The organism is Roseovarius azorensis, from assembly GCF_900109455.1.
GTDB classification, from domain to species: domain Bacteria; phylum Pseudomonadota; class Alphaproteobacteria; order Rhodobacterales; family Rhodobacteraceae; genus Roseovarius; species Roseovarius azorensis.
Window position 1 is genome coordinate 472,149 of record NZ_FOAG01000001.1, and the last position, 23,311, is coordinate 495,459.

The following is a 23,311-nucleotide window of genomic DNA, read 5'->3' on the forward strand; positions in this document are numbered from 1 at the left end:
GGTGCCGGAATTCAGTGCGATCCCGGTTCTGCTACGCAGTATAGAGGCAGGGGGCGCGTCTGTCACTAGGGATTGTGGTCTTGGGCGGGATGCCGCCCGCCCTCAGCCGCGTGCCAGCAGGCGTGCCGCGTCGGGAGCGAAATAGCTGAGCACCCCGTCGCAGCCCGCGCGTTTGAAACACATGAGGCTTTCGAGCATCGCGCGCTCGTGGTCGATCCAGCCATTCTGCACCGCCGCCATGATCATCGCGTATTCGCCCGAGACCTGGTAGGCGAAGGTCGGCGCACCAAAGGTTTCCCTGGCGCGGCGGCAGATGTCGAGATAGGGCATGCCCGGCTTGACCATCACCATGTCGGCACCCTCGCGCAGGTCGCGCTCGATCAGGCGCAGCGCCTCGTCGCTGTTGGCGGGGTTCATCTGATAGGTCTTCTTGTCGCCCTTGAGCGCCGACGACGCGCCGACCGCATCGCGGAACGGACCGTAAAAGGCGCTGGCGTATTTGGCGGCATAGGACATGATCATCACGTTGTGGTGGCCATGCGCCTCAAGCGCCGTGCGAATGGCCCCCACGCGGCCATCCATCATGTCCGATGGGCCGATGATATCGACCCCGGCCTCGGCCTGCGACAGCGCCTGTTTGACCAGCGCCTCGACGGTAGCGTCATTGACGATCTCGCCATCCACGACAAATCCGTCATGGCCGGTGTCGGAATAGGGGTCGAGCGCCACATCGGTCATCACGGCAATGCCCGGCACCGCCGCCTTGATCGCGCGGGTGGCGCGGTTGGAGAGGTTCTCGGGGTTCCATGCCTCGGCGCAATCGGCGGTGCGATTTTCGGCAGAGGTGTAGGGAAACAGGCAGATGGCCGGAATGCCCAGATCGGCCGCCTCGCGCGCCGCCTCGACCACGCGGTCGATCGAGCGGCGCAGCACGCCGGGCATCGAGGGCACGGGTTCCTCGACGCCCTCGCCGTCGCGCACGAATACCGGCCAGATGAGGTCGGCGGGCGACAGCGTGTTTTCCGCTACCAGCGCCCGGATTGCGGACGTTTGACGTGTGCGGCGCAGGCGGGTGGCGGGAAAGGCGGCTTGGGTCGGGCGCATGGCGGTCTGTCCTGTCATTGGTTGCGATTGAGTGCCATGGAAATTGGCGCATCTCAAGGGTAGGAATTGCCGCGCGCCAAGGCTAAGAGGGCGGTGACGCAAGACAGGAACTCCGCCTTGACCTGGTATAGCACCATTTTCGAACTGATCGATATGCGCTCGTTCAGCAACCTTTGGTATTGGATCGCTCTGGCGGTGACATGGTCATCGGCCAGCCACTGGGTTCTGGGTGTGCCCTGGGACATGGCGATGCGGGCGCGCCGGGGCAAGAGCGCGCAGGCGGTCACGGATTTCGAGGATATGGTGCGCATCAACACCAACCGCCTGCTTTACGTAGCGCGGGAATCGGGGTTGGTGCTGGCGGGAATTGTGGCGTTTGTGCTGACCTCGCTGGCGCTCTTGGGGTTTGTCTACCGCAACGAATTCTCGCAGGCGCTGTTTCTGCTGGGCTTTCCGCTGACGTTGGTGGGGGGGCTGTCGTTGCATACCGCGCAGGTGATTCAGGACCGCGCGCTCGGCGGAAGGGATCTGATCCGGCGGATGCAGGTTCAGCGCCTGGCCACGCAGATCATCGGCATGTTGTCGATTTTCGTCACCGTGCTCTGGGGCATGTATCAGAACATCACCAGTCATGTTCTGGGCTAGGTCCGGCGGCGGATGCGGACGGGCACGGGAACCGGAATGAACGGAACGCAGCATATCACCGTGAGCGGTGCGCCCGAGGGGTTCGACGCGCGGCTTGTCCTTGTCGAGGCGGAGAAATCCGCGGCACCCCTGCTGCATGTGGCGCGCGACGACAAACGGATGGCGGCGATGGCGGCGGCGCTGCGGTTCTTTGCGCCCGACATGCCGGTGCTGACCTTTCCGGGCTGGGATTGTCTGCCCTATGACCGGGTGTCGCCCAATGCCGATATTTCGGCCACGCGGATGGCGACGCTGGCGGGGCTGGTGCATGGCGTGCCGGGGCGGTTCATCCTGCTGACCACGCTCAATGCGGCGACACAGCGGATTCCGGCGCGCGCGGTGCTGCGGGGTGCTGCCTTTGCCGCCACTGTGGGGGAACGGATCGACGAGGCGGCGCTGCGCGGTTTTCTGGTGCGCATGGGGTTCAGCCAGGCGCCGACGGTGACAGAGCCCGGCGATTACGCGCTGCGCGGCGGGATCATCGACATCTATCCGCCGGGCGAGGGCGGGCCGGTGCGGCTCGATCTTTTTGGCGATGTGCTGGACGGGGTGCGCCGGTTCGATCCGGTCACGCAGCGCACCACCGAGAAACTCGACCGGGTGGAACTTGCCCCGGTATCCGAGGTGATCCTGGACGATGACGCGATCCGCCGGTTCCGCCAGAATTACCGGATCGAGTTCGGCGCGGCGGGCACCGATGATCCGCTCTACGAGGCGGTGAGCGCGGGGCGCAAGCACGCTGGCGTCGAGCATTGGTTGCCGTTCTTTCACGAACGGCTTGAGACGCTGTTCGACTATCTGCCGGGCGCGACGGTCACGCTGGACGATCAGGCGATGCCCGCACGGCTGGCACGCTGGGAGAGCATCGCGGACCAATACGAGACGCGGCATCTGGCGCTAAGTCAGAAATCGCGCGGCGATACGGTTTACAAGCCGGTGCCGCCCGGTCTGCTCTATCTCGACGATGCGGGTTGGCAGGCGGCGGTGGCGGATCGCCGCGTGTTGCAGTTCATGGCGCTGCCGCAGCCTACCGGACCGGGGGTGACCGACGCAGGCGGGCGGATCGGGCGCAATTTCGCGCCCGAGCGACAACAGGAAAACATAAACCTTTTCAGCGCTCTGAAGGGGCATGTTGATGTTAGGCTGGAGCAGGGGCCGGTGCTGCTGGCCAGCTATTCCGAGGGCGCGCGCGAGCGGCTGGAGGGGCTCTTGGCCGATGAGGGGCTGATCGGGGCCGTCACGGTGCGCGACGCCCGCCGGATCGGCAAACGTGGCCTGCATCTGGCGGTCTGGCCGTTGGAACACGGGTTTGAGTCGCCGGATCTGACGGTGATCGCCGAACAGGATGTGCTGGGCGAGCGTCTGATCCGCGCACCGCGCCGCCGCCGCGCCGAGAATTTCCTGACCGAGGCGCAGGCGCTCAGCGCGGGCGATCTGGTCGTGCATGTCGATCACGGTATCGGGCGCTATCTGGGGCTGGAGGTGGTCACGGCGGCGGGGGCCGCGCATGAATGCCTGGTGCTGGAATATGCCGAAGGTTCAAGGCTCTACCTGCCGGTCGAGAATATCGAACTGCTGTCCAGATACGGCCATGATGAGGGGCTGCTGGACCGGCTGGGCGGCGGCGCCTGGCAGGCCAAGAAGGCGCGGCTCAAGGAACGCATCCGCGAGATGGCCGACCGGCTGATCCGCGTGGCTGCCGAACGCGTGTTGCGCCGCGCCCCGGTGGTGGAGCCGGAACATCACGCATGGGAGGCATTTGCCGCACGCTTTCCCTATCAGGAGACCGAGGATCAGCTGCGCGCCATAGAGGATGTGCTGAGCGATCTCGGCTCGGGTCGCCCGATGGATCGTCTGATCTGCGGCGATGTGGGATTCGGCAAGACAGAGGTGGCGATGCGTGCGGCCTTTGCCGCCGCCATGTCGGGAATGCAGGTGGCGGTGATCGCGCCCACGACGCTGCTGGCACGGCAGCATTATCAGGAATTTGCCTCACGGTTCCGTGGCTTTCCGGTGTCGGTGCATCCCTTGTCGCGCTTCGTGTCGGCGGGTCAGGCAGCGCGCACCCGCGAGGCGATGGCCAAGGGCGAGGCCGATATTGTAGTGGGCACGCACGCCCTCCTGGCCAAGGGGATCCGGTTCGGGAACCTTGGCCTTCTGATCATCGACGAGGAGCAGCGTTTCGGGGTGGCGCACAAGGAGCGGCTCAAGCAGTTGCGCTCGGACGTGCATGTGCTGACCCTGACCGCTACGCCGATTCCGCGCACCCTGCAACTGTCGCTGTCGGGCGTGCGGGATCTGTCGATCATTGGCACGCCGCCCGTCGACCGCCTGTCGATCCGCACCTATGTCAGCGAGTTCGACACGGTGACCGTGCGCGAGGCGCTGCTGCGCGAGCATTATCGCGGCGGGCAGTCGTTCTATGTGGTCCCTCGCATCAGCGACATAGCCGAGATCGAGGATTTCCTGAAAACCCAGGTGCCGGAGGTGTCCTATGTCATCGCGCATGGGCAGATGGCGGCGGGGGAACTCGACGACCGGATGAACGCCTTTTACGATGGCAAGTATGATGTGCTGCTGGCCACGACCATCGTGGAATCGGGTCTCGACATCCCCACCGCGAACACGATGATCATTCATCGCGCCGATATGTTCGGTCTGGCGCAGCTCTATCAGATCCGGGGCCGGGTCGGGCGCTCGAAAACCCGCGCCTATGCGTATCTGACGACAAAGCCGCGCGTGCCGCTGACGCCGGGGGCTGAAAAGCGCCTGCGGGTGCTGGGCAGTCTCGATACCCTGGGGGCAGGATTCACGCTGGCCAGCCAGGATCTCGACATTCGCGGGGCGGGCAATTTGCTGGGCGAGGAACAGTCCGGGCAGATGCGCGATGTGGGCTATGAGCTTTACCAATCCATGCTGGAAGAGGCGATTGCCAAGATCAGATCAGGCCAGATGGAGGGGCTGACCGAGGAGGACGGGCAATGGGCGCCGCAGATCAATCTGGGCGTGCCGGTGCTGATTCCCGAGGATTATGTGCCGGATCTCGATGTGCGCCTTGGCCTCTACCGCCGCCTGAGCGGGCTGGAAAGCAAGGTCGAGATGGAGGGCTTTGCCGCCGAACTGATCGACCGTTTCGGCAAGCTGCCGCGCGAGGTCAACATGCTGATGCTGGTGGTTCGGATCAAGGCGATGTGCAAGCGGGCCGGCATTGCCAGGCTGGATGGCGGACCGCGCGGGGCAACGATCCAGTTTCACAACGACAAGTTTGCCTCGCCGCAGGGATTGGTGGAGTTTCTCAACGCTCAGCGCGGACTGGCCAAGGTCCGCGACAACAGGATCGTCGTACGCCGCGACTGGAAGGCCGAGGGCGACCGGATCAAGGGCGCCTTTGCCCTTGCGCGCGATCTGGCGGAGAAGGTTGTGGCCGAGGAGAAACGCAAGCGGGGGTAGGGCGCATTTTGCGGGTGCCCGGTGGGATCGTATGCCCGTCTCACCCGCCACAGACCCGCTATCACGCCAATTCGCGCAATAAATGCAAAGATTGCCCCATTGTTTGCGACATTTTATCCGGCAAACCGCCTTGACGCCCCCTGTCCCCGGACCTAATGTCTCGCGGACGCAGAAAGGGAGTCGCCCCAGTGGCAATGCTAGTCGTAATCGAAGGCAAGTGGCGCATGGGCCGGTAGGGCAACCATACTGACCCCCCATGCGCCCCCGGACCCGACCGGGGGCTTTTTTATGCGGATTGAATTGACGTCATATACGGAGCACGAGCACATGACACGTCAGATGACCGGAGCGAAAATGGTGGTTCAGGCCCTCAGGGATCAGGGCGTGGACGTCGTATTCGGATATCCCGGCGGTGCGGTGCTGCCGATTTATGACGAGATTTTCCAGCAGAACGACATTCGCCACATCCTCGTGCGCCACGAACAGGGCGCGGTCCACGCCGCCGAGGGCTATGCGCGTTCGACCGGCAAGCCGGGCGTCGTGCTGGTCACCTCTGGCCCCGGCGCCACCAATGCGGTGACGGGGATGACCGATGCGCTGATGGACAGCATTCCGCTTGTGGTGCTGACCGGGCAGGTGCCCACCTTCATGATCGGCAACGACGCCTTTCAGGAGGCCGATACCGTCGGTATCACCCGCCCCTGCACCAAGCACAACTGGCTGGTGAGCGATACCGCGCGCCTTGCCGACACGATTCATCAGGCGTTTCATGTTGCCACCTCGGGCCGCCCCGGCCCGGTGCTGATCGACATTCCCAAGGACGTGCAGTTCGCCAGCGCGGATTACATCCCGCCGCAAAAGGCGCGCATCTCGCATTACCAGCCACAGACCAAGGGCGACACCCGCGCGATCACCGATCTGGTGGCCGCGATGGAAACCGCGAAACGCCCGATTTTCTACACCGGGGGCGGCGTGATCAATTCCGGCCCCGAGGCGACGCGGCTGTTGCGGGAACTGGTCGATGCGACGGGAATTCCGACCACCTCGACGTTGATGGGGCTGGGGGCCTATCCCGCCAACGGGCCGCACTGGCTGGGCATGCTGGGGATGCACGGGCTCTACGAGGCCAACATGGCCATGCATGACTGTGATCTGATGATCAATATCGGGGCGCGGTTCGACGACCGGATCACCGGGCGGGTCGATGCGTTCAGCCCCGACTCGGTCAAGGCGCATATCGACATCGACCCGTCGTCGATCAACAAGGTGATCCGCGCCGATATCCCGATTGTCGGCGATATCGCCACGGTACTGGCGGAATTGCTGGAGATCTGGACCGCGCGCGGCCGCAAGGTCAATCGCGAGGCGATCGGCAAGTGGACGGCGAAGATCGCCGAGTGGAAAAAGGTCGATTGCCTGAAATTCACCCAGAAGGGCGGGGTGATCAAACCGCAATACGCGCTGCAACGGCTGGAGGCGCTGACGCGGGATCACGACCGCTATATCTGCACCGAGGTGGGTCAGCATCAGATGTGGGCGGCGCAATACCTGGGCTTCAACGATCCGAACCGCTGGATGACAAGTGGCGGGTTGGGCACCATGGGCTATGGATTTCCGGCCTCCATCGGTGTGCAGATCGCGCACCCCGAGGCGCTGGTGATCAACGTCGCGGGCGAGGCGTCGTGGCTGATGAACATGCAGGAGATGGGCACGGCAATGCAATACCGCCTGCCGGTCAAGCAGTTTATCCTCAACAACGAGCGCCTTGGCATGGTGCGTCAATGGCAGGAACTGCTGCATGGCGAGCGCTATTCGTCAAGCTGGTCGGAATCCCTGCCCGATTTCGTGAAGCTGGCCGAGGCCTTCGGGGCCAAGGGGATCATCTGCAAGGATCCCGTCGATCTGGATGATGCGATCATGGAGATGCTGGCCCATGACGGGCCGGTGATCTTTGACTGCCTCGTGGAAAAGCACGAGAACTGCTTTCCGATGATCCCGTCGGGCGAACCGCATAACAAGATGCTGCTGGGCGAGGTCAGCACCAAGGACGCCATCAAGGCAGGCGGCGCGGTGTTGGTGTGATGGTGGGTTTCACCCACCCTACGCACGCCCCGTAGGGTGGGTGCCAACCCACCACCCTCCAACGCCCGACAATAACAAGGAAACCACGATGTCCCCCCTGAAAATCAAAAAAGGCTCGTCCAAGCATTCCGCCTATAACCTGCGCCCGAATTTCTCGGATGTGCAGGAGACCCACACGCTTGCCGTGATCGTGGATAACGAGCCGGGCGTTCTGGCGCGGGTGATCGGTCTGTTCTCCGGTCGGGGCTACAACATCGACAGCCTGACGGTGGCCGAGGTGGACCATACCGGCCATACCAGTCGCATCACTATCGTCACCACCGGCACGCCGCAGGTGATCGAGCAGATCAAGGCGCAGCTGGGCCGTATCGTGCCGGTGCATGAGGTCCACGACCTGACCGTCGAGGGACCGAGCGTCGAGCGCGAACTGGCGTTGCTCAAGGTGCAGGGCGAGGGTGACAAACGGGTCGAGGCGCTCAGGCTTGCGGATATATTCCGTGCCAATGCGGTGGACAGCACGCTCAACAGTTTCGTGTTCGAGATCACCGGCGCGCCGGACAAGATCGACGCCTTTGCAGAGCTGATGCGCCCGCTTGGCCTCGTGGAAATGGCGCGTACCGGGGTTGCCGCGCTGCCGCGCGGGGTCTGAGAGTCGCTGGATCGACGGCGCGCGTCGCAGACGGGCGCGTGCCGGGGCCGGGCTGTGGCAGAGTGATCGCCAGCCCTCACACCCCGGAGATGCCAGATGCCCGCGCTGACCGACCTGTCGAATGTCCGTACCGCTGTCGAGATCGCCAACGGTCTGCCCAATGCCCATTACATCGACCCCGCGGTATTCGAGGAGGAAAAGCACGCGCTTTTGTTCTCGCAATGGGCGGGTCTTGCGGTGGCCGCCGACGTGCCCGAACCGGGCGACGCCAGGCCGCTGGAATTTCTCGGCATGCCGCTCCTGCTCATTCGGGACAAGGATGGCGATGTGCGGGTGTTCCAAAACATCTGCCGACATCGCGGCATGATCCTTGTCACCGAACCGCGCAGGATCGAGGGCGCGATCCGCTGTCCCTATCATTCATGGTGCTATTCGACCAGGGGCGCATTGGTAAGCACCCCGCATGTTGGCGGGCCGGGGCATAACACCCACGCCAGCATCAGGCGCGACGAGTTGGGCCTGACCGAGATTCGCAGCCACATCTGGCGTGACGTGGTCTGGATCAACGTCTCGGGCGATGCGCCCGCCTTTGATGACGCGATGGCGGATCTGATCGCGCGCTGGCGCGAATTAGAACTGCCGGTCCATCACGGCGGGCATGACAGCCGGTTCACGCTGGAAGTGGCGACCAACTGGAAACTCGCGGTCGAGAATTACTGTGAGAGCTATCACCTGCCCTGGGTGCATCCGGGCCTGAACAGCTATTCCAAGCTGGAGGATCACTATCACATCGAAAAGCCCGGCGCGTTTTCCGGGCAGGGCACCAGGGTCTACCGGCAACTGACCAACGAGAACGGCGAGAAGTTCCCCGATTTCGAAGAGGTCGGGGCGAAGTGGAACGAACAGGCCGAATATATCGCGGCCTATCCCAATGTCCTTCTTGGGGTGCATCGCGACCATGCCTTTGCGATCATTCTGGAGCCGAAGGGACCCGAGCGCACGGTCGAGCATATCCATCTCTACTATGCCGTGCCCGACAGCGACGAGGGGCTGCGCGCGCGCAACACCCAGCTCTGGAAGACCGTGTTCGAAGAGGATATCTTTGTCGTCGAGGGCATGCAGCGGGGGCGGCACGCCACCTATTTCGACGGCGGGCGATTTTCGCCGGTGATGGATAGCCCGACGCATTGCTTTCACGACTGGGTGGCGGGCAAGGTCGAGGCGCACCGCGCGCGGGCCAGGGCGGCGGAATGAACGACCTCGACACGGCGATGATCCGCGCGCATGAGATGGGCGACCGCGCCGCGCTGATCGCGCTATATGCCCAGGCGGCGGGTGGCGCGCAGGATCTGGACGCGGCCTGCTTTTACCTCACGCATGCCTATGTCTTTGCATTGGAGGCCGGGGCGCTGGAGGCGAAAACGCTGCACGCCCGCCTTGTGGCGCATGGGCGCGAGGCATGAGATAGCGGGTTTTCCCGTTTCTTCTTGGTTCAAATACCCCGGGGGGTCCGGGGGGCAGCGCCCCCCGCCTCGCAGATCAGCCGATATAGATGCCATGTCGCGTGCCCCAGAAGCGGCAGCACGATAAACAGTCCCAGAAACCCTGGCAGCATCGCCAGGAATGTCAGCCCGGCGATCAGCGCCGCCCAGATCAGCATCGGCACCGGGTTTTCGGTCACCACCTGCAAACTCGTCAGCATGGCGGTCACGAAATCGACCTCGCGGTCCAGCAGGAGCGGCAGGGCGACCACCGTGATGCTGTAGAGCAAGAGCGCAAAGGCCGCGCCGACCAGCGTGCCGACGGCCAGCATCCTGATTCCTTCGGGGGTGAAGTAGATCTCCAGCGAGGAGGATACGTTGGTCATCACCGACAGGCCCAGAAACAGCGCAAAGATCATATGCGCCAGAAAGAACCAGAACAGGAACACCATGATGATGATCGTGCAGATCGAAGGCAGTTGTCTGCGCCGCTGATGGGCGATCACGGTGAAGATTTCAGAGGCCACCAGCGCACGGCCCTGCGACAGGCGGCGGCTCACCTCGTAAAAGCCCACGGCGGCGAACGGCCCCACCAGAGGAAAGCCCACGACCGCGAAGATCAGCCAGTAGGTCTTGCCCGTGGTCCAGGTGATCGCGGCCAGAATCAGCCCGATCACCACGTAGACGCCTGCGAACAGCACCGCATAACCGGGTGCGCGACGCATGTCCGCCCAACCCCGACGCAGTGCCTCGGCCAGCATGGCCAGTCTGACCTCACCCATTTCCGGCACACCCAGTGGCCTCGTCTCGATCTGCGGCATGTTCGTCCCTCCCGTTCCGCCCTGAGGTTACCCAAGGTGTGGCCGGGCGCAAATATCTAACTGAGACTCATCTAATGTCCTCTCCGCAGGCGTGACCGCTCAGAGCCGGACGCCGGTGCCCTGCAACACGCCGTGCTCCAGCGCATAGCGGGTCAGGCCGGCGGTCGAGGAAATGCCCAGCTTGCGTTTGATGTTCTTGCGGTGCGTCTCTACCGTGCGCACCGAGATGTCGAGCGCCTGCGCCACGTCCCGGTTGGACTTGCCCTGCGCCAGTTGAAGCAGGATCGTCTGCTCGCGGTTGGTCAGTTGCTCGCGCTCGCCCGGGCGAAACGGGGCGAGCGAACCCTGCGCGCCGGTGCACAGATAGCGCTGACCGGCCATCACCGCGTCGACTGCGCGCTTGATTTCATCGGTGGGCACATCCTTGAGCACATAGCCCGCAGCGCCGTGGCTAAGTGCGCTCGAGATATATTCGGGGCTGTCATGCATGCTCAGGATCAGGATGCGCGTGTCGGGGCGGCGCTCCAGAAGGATCTCGGTGGTGGTGAGGCCACCGATACCCGGCATGTTGAGATCGAGCAGGATCACATCCGGTTGCAACTCTTCAACCCGGTCGATGACCTCCTGCCCGGTGCCAAAGACAGCGATCACCTCGACATCGTCATAGCTTTCGAGAATGGACTGGATGCCTTCGGCCACCATCGGGTGGTCGTCGACAATCACGATACGGATGGGCGAGGGCGTCATGCCTGGGCCTTTTTCTCTTGGGGCTGGTGCAGGGGTGCGTTATCCGCCTGGCCCTGTGGTTGCAACAGGTGGCTGAGCGGCACCGAGGCTTCGATCAGCGTGCCGGATTTCGACGACAGGATGCGCAACGTGCCGTCCATCTGGTCGATACGTTCCTGCATGTTGCGCAGGCCAAGTCCGCCGCCGCTGCCCTGCATCGCCTGGGCATGGTCAAGCCCGCAGCCATTGTCCGATATCTTCAGTGTTGCGCCGCGCGCATGGCCGCGAAGGTCGATGCCGACATGGGTCGCGCCGGAATGCCGCTCGATATTGGTCAGCGCCTCCTGTGCCACGCGGTAGAGCGCGATCTTGGCCTCGTCATCCAGACGGTTGCGAAACACGACGGTGCTGAAGTCGGTCCTGATCCCGGTGCGCTTGCCGAAATCCTCGGACAGCGCCTTGAGCGCCGGACCCAGCCCCAGATCGTCGAGCACCGCCGGGCGCAGGTCGCGGCTGATGCGGCGCACCTCCTGAATGGCGCCCGAGAGGTGTTCGATGCCGCGTTCCAGCGTATCGGCGGCGCGCGCATCGCCTGCCGCCAGTCGCCGCTTGGCGGTGTCGAGCGCATAGCGCACGCCGACGAGGATCTGGCTGATCCCGTCATGAAGTTCGCGCGCCACCCGACCGCGCTCCTCCTCCTGCGCGTCAAACACCCGCTGAGTCAGCTTCTTGAGCTTGGCATCGGCCAGCCGCCGTTCGCGGATGTTGATGAACATGCCCGAGACAAAGACCAGCAGAAGCGCCGTCAGCATCGCCCCGCCGATATAGAGAAATGTCCGTCGCACCCGCGCCTCGACCTTTTCGCGCGAGGCGGCAACGGTGGCGACCACATCGTCGGTGAACACGCCGGTGCCGATCGCCCATCGCCAGTCCTGCAGGCCGATCACATAGGTGACCATCTGCGCGCGTTCGCCGGTCGAGGGCTTGGGCCATTCATAGTTGTGATAACCCCCGCCCGTGCGCGCCAGTTGGATGAGCGTGTCGGTGATCGGCTGTCCGTTGGGATCCTCCAGTCCGGTCCAGTTCCTGCCGATCAGCGCCGTATGACGTGGGCTGACAAGGTTGGTGCCGTCGTAGTCGAAGACAAAGAAATATCCGTCCTGGCCATAGATCATGCCGGCGAGGATCTGGCTCACATGCAGCATCGCCCCCTCGTCGTCGGGGGCCGCCCGGCCATATATGTTGAAAAAGGCCGTGCGTGCGATGGACAGGTAATTCTTGAGCTCCGCGCGCTTTGCCTCGATCAGCTGCGCCTCCAGCGTCTCGATCTCGCGCTCGGCCAATTGCCGCGATTGCAGGGTGACCACGAGTGAAATCGCCACCGCCGTCAGGATGAGCGGCAGGGTGGCGACCAGAAAGATTTTTTGGCCATAGTTCAGCCGGACGCGGTCAAGCAGGTGTCGCATTCCCTAGCGATACGGCCAAACGCGCGCGATATCCAGTGTCTCAGGCGTCCGGCGGGTGCCACTCGGCCTCCGGTACCTTGCGGCGGCGCAGGCGTATGGCGAGCCCCAGCGCCACACCCACGCCGATCGCCACCGTCAGATCGGCCAGCACGGTCAGCACCAGCGTCAACACCAGCAGCACCTTGTCCGAGGTCCGCTCGCGCAGGTAGCCGCGCCATTTGTGCGGCTCGCTCATGTTCCATGCGGTCAGCAGCAACAGCCCGGCAAGTGCGGGCATGGCGAAATATCCCGCCAGCGGGGCGGCCAGCAGCATCACCAGCAGGATCGTCACCGCATGGATCATGCCCGCCACCGGCGTCCTGCCGCCCGCGCGCACGTTGGTGGCGGTGCGGGCGATGGCGCCCGTCGCGGGCAGCCCGCCAAAGAGAGCCGATCCGATATTGGCCGCGCCATTGGCAACAATCTCGGCATTGGGGCGATAGCGGCCGCCAATCATCCGGTCCGCCACCGACGCGGACAAAAGCGATTCCACCCCGGCCAGAAACGCGATGATCACTGCCGACGGCAGCAGGTCGATCATCCGCTGAAGGTTGAGCGCGGGTAGCGCGGGCAGGGGCGGCGTTCTGGGCAGCGGGCCAAAGCGGGACTGGAGCGTGTCCACCGGCAGCGTCCAGATCGCCACCGCCGTCGAGGTCACTGCCACGGCGAGAATCAGCCCCGGATATCGCGGTGCCGCCCGGCGTAGCGCGACGATCAGCGCGATTGTGGCAAGCCCGAGCAGCAGCGCCAGCGGATTGAGCGTGTCGCGCGCCTGCCAGAGCGCTTCGGCCTTTTCCAGAAAGTCGCCGGGCAGCGTTTCGATGCTCAGGCCGAAGATATCCTTGATCTGGCTGGTCGCGATGATGATCGCGATACCTATGGTAAAGCCGCTGATCACCGCTTCGGGGATGTGATGCACCAGATTGCCTGCCCGGAAATACCCCGCGACAAGCAGGATTGCGCCCGCCATCAGCGTGGCCAGGATCAGCCCGTCATGGCCGTGATCGGCGATGACGCCATAAACCACCACGATGAAGGCCCCTGTCGGCCCGCCGATCTGCACCCGGCTGCCGCCAAGCGCCGAGATCAGGAATCCGCCCACGATGGCCGTGGTCAGCCCCGTTGCCGGGTCCGCCCCCGAGGCGATGGCAATGGCGATGCTCAGCGGCAGCGCAACCATGGCGACGGTCAGCCCGGCAAAGAGATCGGCGCGCAGGAGAGCGCCGGTATAATGGGGCAGGGTGGACAGAATCTTGGGCGTCATGCGGCAAATCTCAACACCGGCGCCATGCCGCGTTCAAGGGGATTATCGTTCCGGACACGGAAGAACGCAGCCGCGCCGAAAAACCGGCGCACAACAATTTTACCTGCGAAAGGCCTTGCCTACGCAGTAATCGGTATTTGCAGATCAAAAATCCGCGTCTAAGGTCTGCGCACTTTAATGATCCGGATGCCGCCGGAGAGAGGACGGCATCTGATAAAATGGGGAGGATACCATATGGATCGCCGTTCTTTTCTGAAAAACACGACTCTGGGTGGCGGTGCTGCCGCTGCAACCGCGCTGGCCGCGCCGGCCTATGCGCAGGGCGCTCGCACGCTGACCATGGTCACCACCTGGGGTCGCGGTCTGGCGGGCGTGTTTGACGCGGCTCAGCGCGTGGCGGACAGCATCAACGCCATGTCGGACGGCAGCCTGACGATCGACGTCAAGGGCGCTGGCGAACTGGTGGGCGCATTCGAGGTGTTCGATGCCGTGACCGCCGGTCAGGCCGACCTGTATCATGCGGCGGATTACTATTTTGTGGGTCAGCACCCGGCTTATGCGTTCTTTACCTGTGTGCCGATGGGCATGACCGCGCAGGAGCTGGTGAACTGGTACTACCACGATGGTGGTGCGGATTTCCACGACGAACTGGGGCAGATCTTCGGTCTCAAATCCTTCCTCGCGGGCAATACCGGCGCGCAGGCTGGCGGCTGGTTCGCCAAGGAAATCAACTCTGCCGCAGATTTCAACGGACTCAAGTTCCGCATGCCCGGTCTGGGTGGCAAGGCGCTTGGCAAGCTGGGTGCATCAATCCAGAACCTGCCCGGGGCGGAAGTGTATCAGGCGCTGTCCTCGGGGGCCATCGACGGAACCGAGTGGATCGGTCCGTGGGCTGACGAGAAGATGGGCTTTCAGGAAATCACCAAGGTCTACTATACCGCCGGCTTCCACGAGCCGGGCGCCGGTCTGGCGGTCGGCATGAACCGCGAAGTCTTCGAGAGCCTGACGCCTGCGCAGCAGAAGATCGTCGACATCGCCTGTTCCGAGGCGCATCAGTGGAACCTTGCGCAATTCCTCGCCAACAACGGCGCGGCCCTCGACCGGCTGCGCGCGGGCGGTGTGAAGACGCTCGAATTCCCCAATGACGTCTGGGATGCCTTTGCCCGCGCCACGCAGGAAGTGCATGACGAGAACATGGGGGATGACCTCTACAAGCGCGTCTATGACAGCTACAACGCGTCGATGAAATCCTCCTCGGCATGGATCAAGATGTCGGACGGGGCTTATACCGCGCAACGTGACCGCACGCAGGCCTGAGATCGTCCTGCCTGTTACGACGAAGGCCCCGGTTCGCCGGGGCCTGCACGTATAACCAAAAGGGGCCAAGAAGCCCCTGCCGAACCGGCGCGCTTGGGGGGAAGATATGCTCGACGCAATCCTCTGGATTTTTCAGAATATCGGTATGGCCTTTTACAATCTGGCCTACGCCATCAGCCATCCGGGCCTCTGGCTCGACTGGTCCGACAAAGAGGCGATCACGCGGGTCGTCTATTATGGCGGGTCGGTCGAGTTATTCTTTGTCGTATTCACCACCTTTCTGGTTCTGACCGGCATCGGCATGTGGAGAAACAGCTTCATGTGGGGCTGTGCGCGCGTGCTTGAAGGGTTTGCCAATACGGTCGGACGTTTCACCGCCTGGGCCGGTCTGATCATGGTGGTCCAGCAGATCATCATCGTCTTTATCCAGCGTATCTTTGCCCGGCCGGATATCACGCTGGGTTTTGGCATCCCGCTGCAATTCGATATGAGCTGGTGGAGCGAGGAACTCAAGCTCTACAACGCGCTGATCGTGACGCTTTGCGCGACCTATACCTTCGTTCAGGGCGGTCATGTGCGGGTCGATCTGATCTATGCGTCGGTCAGCCACGCCACCAAGCGGATCATCGACATGTTTGGCAGCCTGATTTTCATGATGCCGATGGCGGTGCTGACATGGATGTATGGCTGGTTCTTCATGTGGCGGCATCTGATCGTTCCCAACCCCTCGGCCAGCGAGTCGCTTGAGAAACTGCTGATGAAATCGCGTGCGTTGCGCTGGAACGTGGAAACCATCGGCTTCAGCCCTAGCGGTTTCAACGGCTATTTCCTCTTCAAGGTGCTGCTGGTGCTGTTTGCAGGAATGGTTTTTGTGCATGCGATTGCGTTCTTCTGGCGGTCCTATCTCGAATGGAAAGAGGGACCGGAGAGCGCAGGAAAATACCTCGACCGCGATACGCTGGGCGAGGGCGAACAAGCCTATGAAGGCACCCATTAAAAGGGCAGGAACCAATGCTATTCGGACTTGACGGCGTCGAGATCGGGCTGATCATCGTATTTCTCTGCCTCTTCGGGGGCATTCTCTCGGGGTTTCCGGTGGCCTTTGCTATTGGCGGGGCTGGGGTTGTGGCCTTTGCCATCATCGCCGGGCTCGACAGCGCGGGAATCCTGGTCCATCAGGCGATAGATACCGGCAGCGAGGGCTACAGATCCGTCGTCGCAAGCGGCGTGAGACCCGATGCAATCTCGATTTTCCGATACCCGGATTTGCCACGCGTGGCACAACCGGTATTTCCGCTGGGCTGGGAAGTCGCGCTTGACCGGAATGTGTCGTTCGTTGTGAACCGGATCAACGAACGGGTGCTGGCAGGCACGTCGATCGAGACGCTGCTGGCGGTTCTGATGTTCGTGATGATGGGGATCACTCTGGAACGCTCCAAGATCGCCAATGATCTGTTGACCACCATGGCGCGGGTCTTTGGCCCGCTGCCAGGGGGACTTGCCGTGTCGGTCGTGGTCGTGGGCACGTTCCTGGCGGCGTCGACCGGGATTGTCGGCGCAACCGTTGTGACCATGGGCCTGCTCAGTCTGCCCACCATGCTGCGTGCGGGATATTCGCCGCAACTCGCCACCGGCGTGATCGCGGCGAGCGGGACCCTGGGCCAGATCATCCCGCCGTCGATTGTGATCGTCCTGCTTGGCACGCTGGCGGCAGACCTTTATTCCGTCGCGCAGGAAAACCGTGCGCAACTGGCAGGCTGCACCGATGCGTTGACCTATCTGGGCGAGCCCGCGGTCGTTTCCGTCGGCACGCTGTTTCAGGCGGCCCTGCTTCCGGGTGTTCTGCTGGCGCTGCTCTACGGGCTCTATGCCTTTGGCTATGCGCTGGTGAACCCGTCCAAGGCCCCTGCGGTGCAGATAGCGGCCGGGGTTCGTGGCGAGGTGATCACACGCTCCGAAAGCTTCACCTGGTTCCTCGGCGTGCCGGTGGCGATCATTGCGGGGGTGATCCTGCTGTCGTCGCTCGGCATCGTTGGCCCGCAGGATCTGATCATCGACAGCTTTACCGATCAGGGTGAGTCGGCGTCGCTGCGCACCAATGTGAGCGAAATGTGCAAGGCCGCGATGATCGAACTGCACGGACAGTCGGCATGGGATGCGGCGGTAGCGCAACAGGCGGCGATCGACGCCGCTGGTGGCGTGGTGGAAAGCGTGCGCCTCACCGCCGAAGAGATCGCGCAGCTGCGCATCGAGAAAGAGGCGAATGCCGCCCCCATCGGCACCGGCGTCGCCACGATCGCCGTGATGCTGGGCCTGGTGCTGGTCGTGGCGCGCGGCGTCGCACCTTCGGCCTCTCGGGCGCCGCTGCTTGTGGGCGGTCTCGGGATCGTTCTGGCCCTGCTGGTCGATATCCTGCTGATCCAGCCCTCGACCTCCTCCGGGGCCACGTTTCTGTTGCTGCTCATTCCGTTCGGCATGACATTCTATGGCTGCGCCCATGGCGCGGTGCGCATGGCGAAGAACGAATTGATCCGCGTCGTCTTTCCGCCGCTGGTTCTTATCGTGGCGGTTCTCGGCTCGATCCTCGGTGGGATCACCAACCCGACGCCCGCCGCCGCGCTTGGTGCGGGCGGCGCGATCATGCTGGCGGCCTATCGCAAGCTGCGCGATCAGGACCGCTCGCCCAGGATCATCATCATCGCCACGCTGGCGGTGGGGCTGGCCATCCTGATGGGGATCAATTTCGACCTGCGGATCAATCAGTCGGGCGTCAGCTTTGAATCCTGGCTGGCGTTCTTTATCGCCTATGCGGCCTATCTCTATGCCGTCTTCGGTCTCTTGTTTGCCTGCTGGGTGCTCTACACTGGCGGGGTTCTGACACCTGTGGTGCGCGAGACGGCCAAGGTCACCTCGATGGTGTTTACCATCCTGATCGGCTCGCAACTGCTGAACCTCGTGGTCATCAGCTTTGGCGGCGAGCATTACATTCAGGAGTTCCTCAAGAGCTTTGACAACGAGGTCAAGGTTTTCCTGATCGTGATGCTGGTGCTGTTCATCCTCGGCTTTGTGCTCGATTTCCTTGAGATCATCTATATCGTCATCCCGATCGTGGGCCCGGTGATCTATGGCGGCACGTTCGATCCGAAGTGGGTGACGATCATGATCGCGGTCAACCTGCAAACGTCGTTCCTGACGCCGCCATTCGGGTTCGCGCTATTTTATCTGAGAGGGGTCGCCCCGAAAGAGGTGACGACGGGCCATATCTACCGTGGCGTGGTGCCCTTCGTGCTCATCCAGGTTGCGGGGCTGGCGATCCTGTGGTTCTTCCCGCAGATCGTGACCATCCTGCCCGCGCTGATGCCGAACTGAACGGTCGGACACGGGGACGAATGAAAACGCCGGGGTCGATGCCCCGGCGTTTTTCCGTCAGACCATCATCTCCTTGGTCGCGGTCAGCCTGATGTCGGGATAATCCCGGACCACCCGGTCGATGTCCCATTGCAGGCGCGTGAGATAGACCACGTCGCCGTCATGGTCATGCGCGATATGCGCCTTGTTGGCGGCGGTGAAGGCGTCCACCTTGTCCTTCGGTCCACTCACCCAGCGGGCAGAGGTGAATTGTGACCCCTCGAAGCGCACCGGCAACCCGTATTCCAGCTCGATCCGGCTGGCCAGAACCTCGAACTGCAGCGCGCCGACGACGCCCACGACAAAGCCCGAGCCGAAGGCGGGCTTGAACACCTTGGCTGCGCCCTCTTCGGCAAATTGCATCAGCGCCTTTTCCAGATGCTTGGCCTTCATCGGATCGCCGGCGCGGGCCTGTTGCAGCAATTCCGGGGCAAAGGACGGGATGCCGGTCACGCGCAGCGCCTCGCCCTCGGTCAGCGTGTCGCCGATGCGCAATTGCCCGTGGTTGGGGATGCCGATGATGTCGCCAGCCCAGGCCTCTTCGGCCAGTTCGCGGTCAGCCGCCAGAAAGAGCACCGGCGCCGAGACCGTCATCGGCTTCTTCGATCGCACATGCGTGAGTTTCATCCCCCGGCGGAAATGTCCCGAGGCAAGCCGGACAAAGGCCACGCGGTCGCGGTGCTTGGGGTCCATGTTGGCCTGCACCTTGAAGACAAAGCCGGTTACCTGCGTCTCTTCGGGTGCAATCGCGCGGGGGGTGGCCTTTTGCACCTGCGGCTCGGGGCCATAGGAGCCAATTCCGTCCATCAACTCCCTGACGCCAAAGGAATTGATCGCGGAGCCGAACCATATGGGCGTCATGTGCCCCTCGAGCACCGATTGCGGATCGAGCGCGGGTAGAAGTTCGCGCGCCATCTCGATCTCTTCGCGCAGTTTGGCGACCAGATCAGCGGGGACATGTTCGCCCAGTTTCGGATCATCGAGCCCGTTGATCTTGATCGATTCCGCCACCTTGTTGCGGTCGGCGCGGTCCATGAGTTCCAGCCGGTTGTTCAGCATGTCATAGCAGCCGACGAAATCGCGCCCCATGCCGATGGGCCAGCTTGCCGGGGTCACGTCGATGGCCAGGTTCTGCTGAATCTCGTCTATGATATCAAAAGTGTCGCGCGCCTCGCGGTCCATCTTGTTGCAGAAGGTCAGGATCGGCAGGTCACGCAGGCGGCAGACCTCAAAGAGCTTCTGCGTCTGGCTCTCGACGCCCTTGGCCCCGTCGATCACCATGACGGCGGCATCGACGGCGGTCAGTGTGCGATAGGTGTCCTCGGAGAAATCCGAGTGGCCGGGCGTATCCACGAGGTTGAAGCGGAAATCCTTGAAATCGAAAGACATGGCCGAAGCCGAGACGGATATGCCCCGATCCTTCTCCATCTGCATGAAATCCGAGCGCGTGCGCCGCGCCTCACCCTTGGCGCGGACCTGTCCGGCCATCTGGATGGCTCCGCCATAGAGCAGGAATTTTTCGGTCAGCGTGGTTTTGCCCGCGTCGGGGTGCGAGATGATCGCAAAGGTGCGGCGACGGGCGATCTCGACCGGCAGATCGGGGCGGTTTGTGCGAATGTCCAACATGAGGCCGCATATAGAGCCGTGCGCGTGCGCGCGCAACACGGCTCTGTGGTGCTAACGGGTTGATGCGCGCTTGAGCAGGGCGGCGGTGTCGGGATGATCGAGCAGGGCCGGACCCACCTCATAGCGCAGATGCGCGCGCGAGCCATGCGCCTCTGCATCCGGGATCGGGTCATCGCCCAGATCGGCGGGCAGTGCGGCGCGGGTGCGCGGATCGATCAGCAGCGTTTCGGCGGCGATACCCTCTGCATAGATGATCTGATGGGCGTCGAACAGGAGTTGATAGTAATCGACGAACCCGCCGCTTTCGCGCTGCACCGTGCCGCCGTTGATCAGGTGGCGGGCGCGCACCAGCACCTCGTGCCGCCCGACCCCGAGCGCATCGGAACGCTGATAGATGAAGAGCCGGTGATCGGGACAGACCAGCAGGTCGTTTTCATTGTTCAACGCACCAGCCTTTATACGGATGGGGGCGAATTCACCCACCGCGCGCAGGGTGGCTTGGCCGATCCAGCGGACGGGTTGCGCCCCGTCGTCGCGGGTGAGCACCAGGTCGCCGGGTTGCAATTCCTCGACCCGGCGCTGCGCGCCCGAGGCCATTGTGATATGCGTGCCGCGCGTGAAGGACACACAGGCCGCCTGCGCGAATTTCTGCAACGCCGCTTCGCGGTCGATGCCCACCAGCGCATAGCCGGTCTTGGGATGCAGCGACGCCAGCGGCATGGCGTAGATCTCGGCCACATGGCCGGTCGCGTCGATTTCGACCAGCACCAGCATTTCCTTGGTTCGCCCGGCCGCCGACATCAGCGTGAGGCAGCAATCCAGATGAACCTGCGCGCCCGGACGGCCCACCGCGCTATCGCGGGCGATGGTGAACGGTCCCGCCCCGTCCATCGTCAGCGAGATCTGGTGCAGCCGCGCGGTGCCGCGCAGTTCATAAGTGTCGTGAAGGTCCAGTTCATCGGCAAAAGACAGGCAATCTCCCAGGTTCGCGCCGTTCGAGACGCAGAAATCCTGCGCCAGGTAGACGGGCAGCGAATGGGCGTTGCGCGGGCTTTTGTGGTGCATCGCGGGGGCGTTCCTGACAAGTTCGGCAACCGTGGCCGGGTGATAGTATAGTCTAGAATTGCGGCAGTATGTGGTCAACGAGCGGACAATCGGTTGTCCGGCCCGGTGGCATTCCGGCCACCGTGGAATACCGGCTCTCTGGCCATTCTGCGCAGGTCAGTGTTAATTCGGGGTTGAAACAGCAAGGGAGCGCGACATGGATCTGGGGATCAGGGGAAAACGGGCGTTGGTTTGTGCGTCCTCTAGGGGGCTGGGGCTGGGCTGCGCGCGGGCGCTTGCCGAGGCGGGCGTGGATCTGGTGATGAACGCGCGCGGAGCCGAGGCGCTGGAGGCGGCGGCAGAGGCCATTCGCGGCGATTTCGGCGTGGACGTTGTGACCGTCGCCGCCGATGTGACCACCGACGAGGGGCGCGCGCGGATACTGCAGGCCGCACAGGGCGTCGATATCCTGGTCAACAACGCGGGCGGCCCGCCACCGGGGATGTGGACCGACTGGGAGCGCGAGGATTTCATTCGCGCGCTCGATGCCAACATGCTGACGCCGATTGCGCTCATCAAGGCATTGGTGCCGGACATGATGGCGCGCGGCTGGGGGAGGGTGGTCAACATCACCTCGCAATCTGTCAAGTCGCCGATCGCGGTGCTGGGTCTCAGCAACACGGCGCGCGCGGGGCTGACGGGCTATGTTGCGGGCACCTCACGGCAGGTGGCGGGCAAGGGGGTGGTGATGAACAACCTGCTGCCCGGCATCCACGCCACGGATCGGGCCGTGTCGCTGGACAAGGGCGTATCAGAGGCGCAGGGCATCACGATGGAAGAGGCCAGGGCGCGGCGCTGTGCCAGCATCCCCGCAGGCCGCTATGGCACGCCCGAGGAATTCGGTGCCGCCTGCGCGTTCCTGTGCAGCCAGTATGCGGGATTCATCATCGGCCAGAACCTGCTTCTGGATGGCGGCGCGATGAACAGCACGCTCTGACGCGCCATCCGCGCGGGGCTACAGCAGATGTCCCGATTTTGCCGCCTTGGTCGCCAGATAGGCATGGTTATGCGCGTTGCCGCCCAGTTTCAGTGGCACGCGCTCTGCCACCTCGATTCCGTTGTGGCGCATCATCGTGATCTTGGCGGGATTGTTGGTGAGCAGACGCACCGCTGAAAAGCCCATTTGCGCCAGGATCTGCGCGCCGATGCGGAAATCGCGCTCGTCATCCTCGAAGCCAAGGCGATGATTGGCCTCGACCGTGTCAAAACCCTGATCCTGCAAACTGTAGGCGCGCATCTTGTTGGCAAGACCAATGCCGCGCCCCTCCTGGTTGAGATAGAGCAGCACGCCCGCGCCCTCGGCCCCCATCTGCGCCAGCGCGCCGCGCAGTTGCGGGCCGCAGTCGCATTTCAGGCTGCCCATCAGATCGCCGGTGAAACAGGCCGAATGCAGCCGCGCCAGCACCGGCGCGTCGCGGTCGGGCTGGCCTATCTCGATGGCATAATGTTCCTCGCCACCATCCTCGGGACGAAAGATATGCAGACGGCCCGCCTCGGCGACCTCCAGCGGCAGGCGGGCGCTGACGACCGGGTGCAGCGGGCTGGCCTGCATCAGGTATTCCGCCGCCCGTGGGGTATCAACCATCGTGAGGCCATTGCGCATGGCAAACCCCGGGCCGCCGGACAGCGGCAGGACCAGCGCCGCCGGCAAGAGCCGCGCGGATTTCACCAGCGTAATCGCCAGCCGGTGCAGATCCGCCGCGCCGTCGCGTTCACTGATCAGCGGACCTTTCATCGGGGTTTTCAGATCATCCGCCGGGTCGGCCACCCCCAGCACCCAGGGCAGGGTGGCGTCGGGCGGCACTACGATCCGCGCCAGATCGCCGTCATAGGGTCGCGCCTTGAGCGTCTCGGCGCGGCGCGCGGTGATCGCCAGCACCGGCGCGCCGCCAAGCGCGCGCAGATCGGCCAGCCGCTGCGGGTCGAGCGTCTCGGCGGCCATGACCAGCGCCACGCCCTGCGGCGCCGCGAGCATTACCGGCACCCCCATTCTCAGATCGGATCGGGCGCGGGCGAGAATCTCGGTTATGTCAGGGGCAAGGGTCATGACGGTGGATTTCCGGAACTGTTCAACCTCATGTAGATGTTTT

The 23,311-nt window shown here is 63.5% G+C and carries 18 protein-coding genes; 10 read left to right on the forward strand and 8 right to left on the reverse strand.

Annotated elements, in window-relative coordinates; genetic code table 11:
* Positions 1 to 102 precede the first annotated feature (102 nt).
* Entirely contained in the window at positions 103 to 1,104 is a 1,002-nt protein-coding gene (hemB, locus tag BSG08_RS02385; RefSeq protein WP_093031980.1) for a porphobilinogen synthase, read from the reverse strand.
* Positions 1,105 to 1,221: 117 nt separating this feature from the next.
* Here hemB and BSG08_RS02390 point away from each other — a divergent pair, with 117 nt between their 5' ends.
* The 6 genes from BSG08_RS02390 (at position 1,222) to BSG08_RS02415 (ending at position 9,432) form a co-directional block, all read left to right on the forward strand.
* Positions 1,222 to 1,749, forward strand: a complete 528-nt coding sequence (locus BSG08_RS02390; RefSeq protein WP_093031377.1) for a component of SufBCD complex — start codon at positions 1,222 to 1,224, stop codon at positions 1,747 to 1,749.
* Positions 1,750 to 1,785: 36 nt separating this feature from the next.
* Entirely contained in the window at positions 1,786 to 5,238 is a 3,453-nt protein-coding gene (gene mfd / locus BSG08_RS02395; protein WP_093031379.1) for a transcription-repair coupling factor, read from the forward strand.
* A 327-nt stretch (positions 5,239 to 5,565) separates the two neighbouring features.
* Positions 5,566 to 7,320 carry an acetolactate synthase 3 large subunit gene (locus BSG08_RS02400; RefSeq protein ID WP_093031381.1) on the forward strand — a complete coding sequence of 585 codons (1,755 nt, stop codon included), beginning with the start codon at positions 5,566 to 5,568 and terminating at the stop codon, positions 7,318 to 7,320.
* A gap of 88 nt (positions 7,321 to 7,408) precedes the next feature.
* Positions 7,409 to 7,969, forward strand: coding sequence for an acetolactate synthase small subunit (gene ilvN, locus BSG08_RS02405; protein WP_093031383.1), 561 nt, complete (start codon positions 7,409 to 7,411; stop codon positions 7,967 to 7,969).
* Positions 7,970 to 8,065: 96 nt separating this feature from the next.
* A complete protein-coding gene (locus BSG08_RS02410) occupies positions 8,066 to 9,223 on the forward strand; it encodes an aromatic ring-hydroxylating oxygenase subunit alpha (protein WP_093031386.1) in 1,158 nt (385 codons plus the stop codon).
* Positions 9,220 to 9,432, forward strand: a complete 213-nt coding sequence (locus BSG08_RS02415) for a hypothetical protein (RefSeq protein ID WP_093031389.1) — start codon at positions 9,220 to 9,222, stop codon at positions 9,430 to 9,432. The genes BSG08_RS02410 and BSG08_RS02415 overlap by 4 nt, the downstream gene beginning before the upstream one ends.
* A gap of 29 nt (positions 9,433 to 9,461) precedes the next feature.
* Here the strand turns inward: BSG08_RS02415 and BSG08_RS02420 are convergent, their stop codons facing one another.
* From BSG08_RS02420 to BSG08_RS02435, 4 genes are all read right to left on the reverse strand, one after another.
* A complete protein-coding gene (locus BSG08_RS02420; RefSeq protein ID WP_093031392.1) occupies positions 9,462 to 10,271 on the reverse strand; it encodes a DUF2189 domain-containing protein in 810 nt (269 codons plus the stop codon).
* Positions 10,272 to 10,370: 99 nt separating this feature from the next.
* The gene (locus BSG08_RS02425) at positions 10,371 to 11,018 is read right to left on the reverse strand and encodes a response regulator transcription factor (protein WP_093031394.1); all 648 of its coding nucleotides are present in this window, start codon (positions 11,016 to 11,018) and stop codon (positions 10,371 to 10,373) included.
* Positions 11,015 to 12,463: a cache domain-containing protein gene (locus tag BSG08_RS02430; RefSeq protein ID WP_093031397.1), complete on the reverse strand. Its 1,449-nt coding sequence runs from the start codon at positions 12,461 to 12,463 to the stop codon at positions 11,015 to 11,017. The genes BSG08_RS02425 and BSG08_RS02430 overlap by 4 nt, the downstream gene beginning before the upstream one ends.
* A 40-nt stretch (positions 12,464 to 12,503) precedes the next feature.
* Positions 12,504 to 13,766, reverse strand: coding sequence for a SulP family inorganic anion transporter (locus BSG08_RS02435; RefSeq protein WP_093031400.1), 1,263 nt, complete (start codon positions 13,764 to 13,766; stop codon positions 12,504 to 12,506).
* A gap of 234 nt (positions 13,767 to 14,000) precedes the next feature.
* Between BSG08_RS02435 and BSG08_RS02440 the strand changes: the two genes are divergently transcribed.
* From BSG08_RS02440 to BSG08_RS02450, 3 genes are all read left to right on the forward strand, one after another.
* Positions 14,001 to 15,083, forward strand: coding sequence for a TRAP transporter substrate-binding protein (locus tag BSG08_RS02440; protein WP_093031403.1), 1,083 nt, complete (start codon positions 14,001 to 14,003; stop codon positions 15,081 to 15,083).
* Between the two features lie 106 nt (positions 15,084 to 15,189).
* Positions 15,190 to 16,080 (forward strand): TRAP transporter small permease subunit, encoded by an 891-nt coding sequence (locus BSG08_RS02445; protein ID WP_093031406.1) that lies wholly within the window; start codon positions 15,190 to 15,192, stop codon positions 16,078 to 16,080.
* 14 nt (positions 16,081 to 16,094) lie between these two features.
* Entirely contained in the window at positions 16,095 to 18,452 is a 2,358-nt protein-coding gene (locus tag BSG08_RS02450) for a TRAP transporter large permease (RefSeq protein WP_093031409.1), read from the forward strand.
* A gap of 57 nt (positions 18,453 to 18,509) precedes the next feature.
* Here the strand turns inward: BSG08_RS02450 and BSG08_RS02455 are convergent, their stop codons facing one another.
* Both BSG08_RS02455 and BSG08_RS02460 read right to left on the reverse strand, forming a co-directional pair.
* Positions 18,510 to 20,117, reverse strand: coding sequence for a peptide chain release factor 3 (locus tag BSG08_RS02455; protein ID WP_093031412.1), 1,608 nt, complete (start codon positions 20,115 to 20,117; stop codon positions 18,510 to 18,512).
* Positions 20,118 to 20,168: 51 nt separating this feature from the next.
* Positions 20,169 to 21,182, reverse strand: coding sequence for a Hint domain-containing protein (locus BSG08_RS02460; RefSeq protein ID WP_093031414.1), 1,014 nt, complete (start codon positions 21,180 to 21,182; stop codon positions 20,169 to 20,171).
* Between the two features lie 196 nt (positions 21,183 to 21,378).
* Here BSG08_RS02460 and BSG08_RS02465 point away from each other — a divergent pair, with 196 nt between their 5' ends.
* On the forward strand, positions 21,379 to 22,158 hold the full coding sequence (locus BSG08_RS02465) for an SDR family oxidoreductase (RefSeq protein ID WP_093031417.1): 780 nt from the start codon (positions 21,379 to 21,381) through the stop codon (positions 22,156 to 22,158).
* An 18-nt stretch (positions 22,159 to 22,176) separates the two neighbouring features.
* Here the strand turns inward: BSG08_RS02465 and ribA are convergent, their stop codons facing one another.
* Entirely contained in the window at positions 22,177 to 23,268 is a 1,092-nt protein-coding gene (gene ribA, locus BSG08_RS02470) for a GTP cyclohydrolase II (RefSeq protein ID WP_093031420.1), read from the reverse strand.
* Positions 23,269 to 23,311 lie beyond the last annotated feature (43 nt).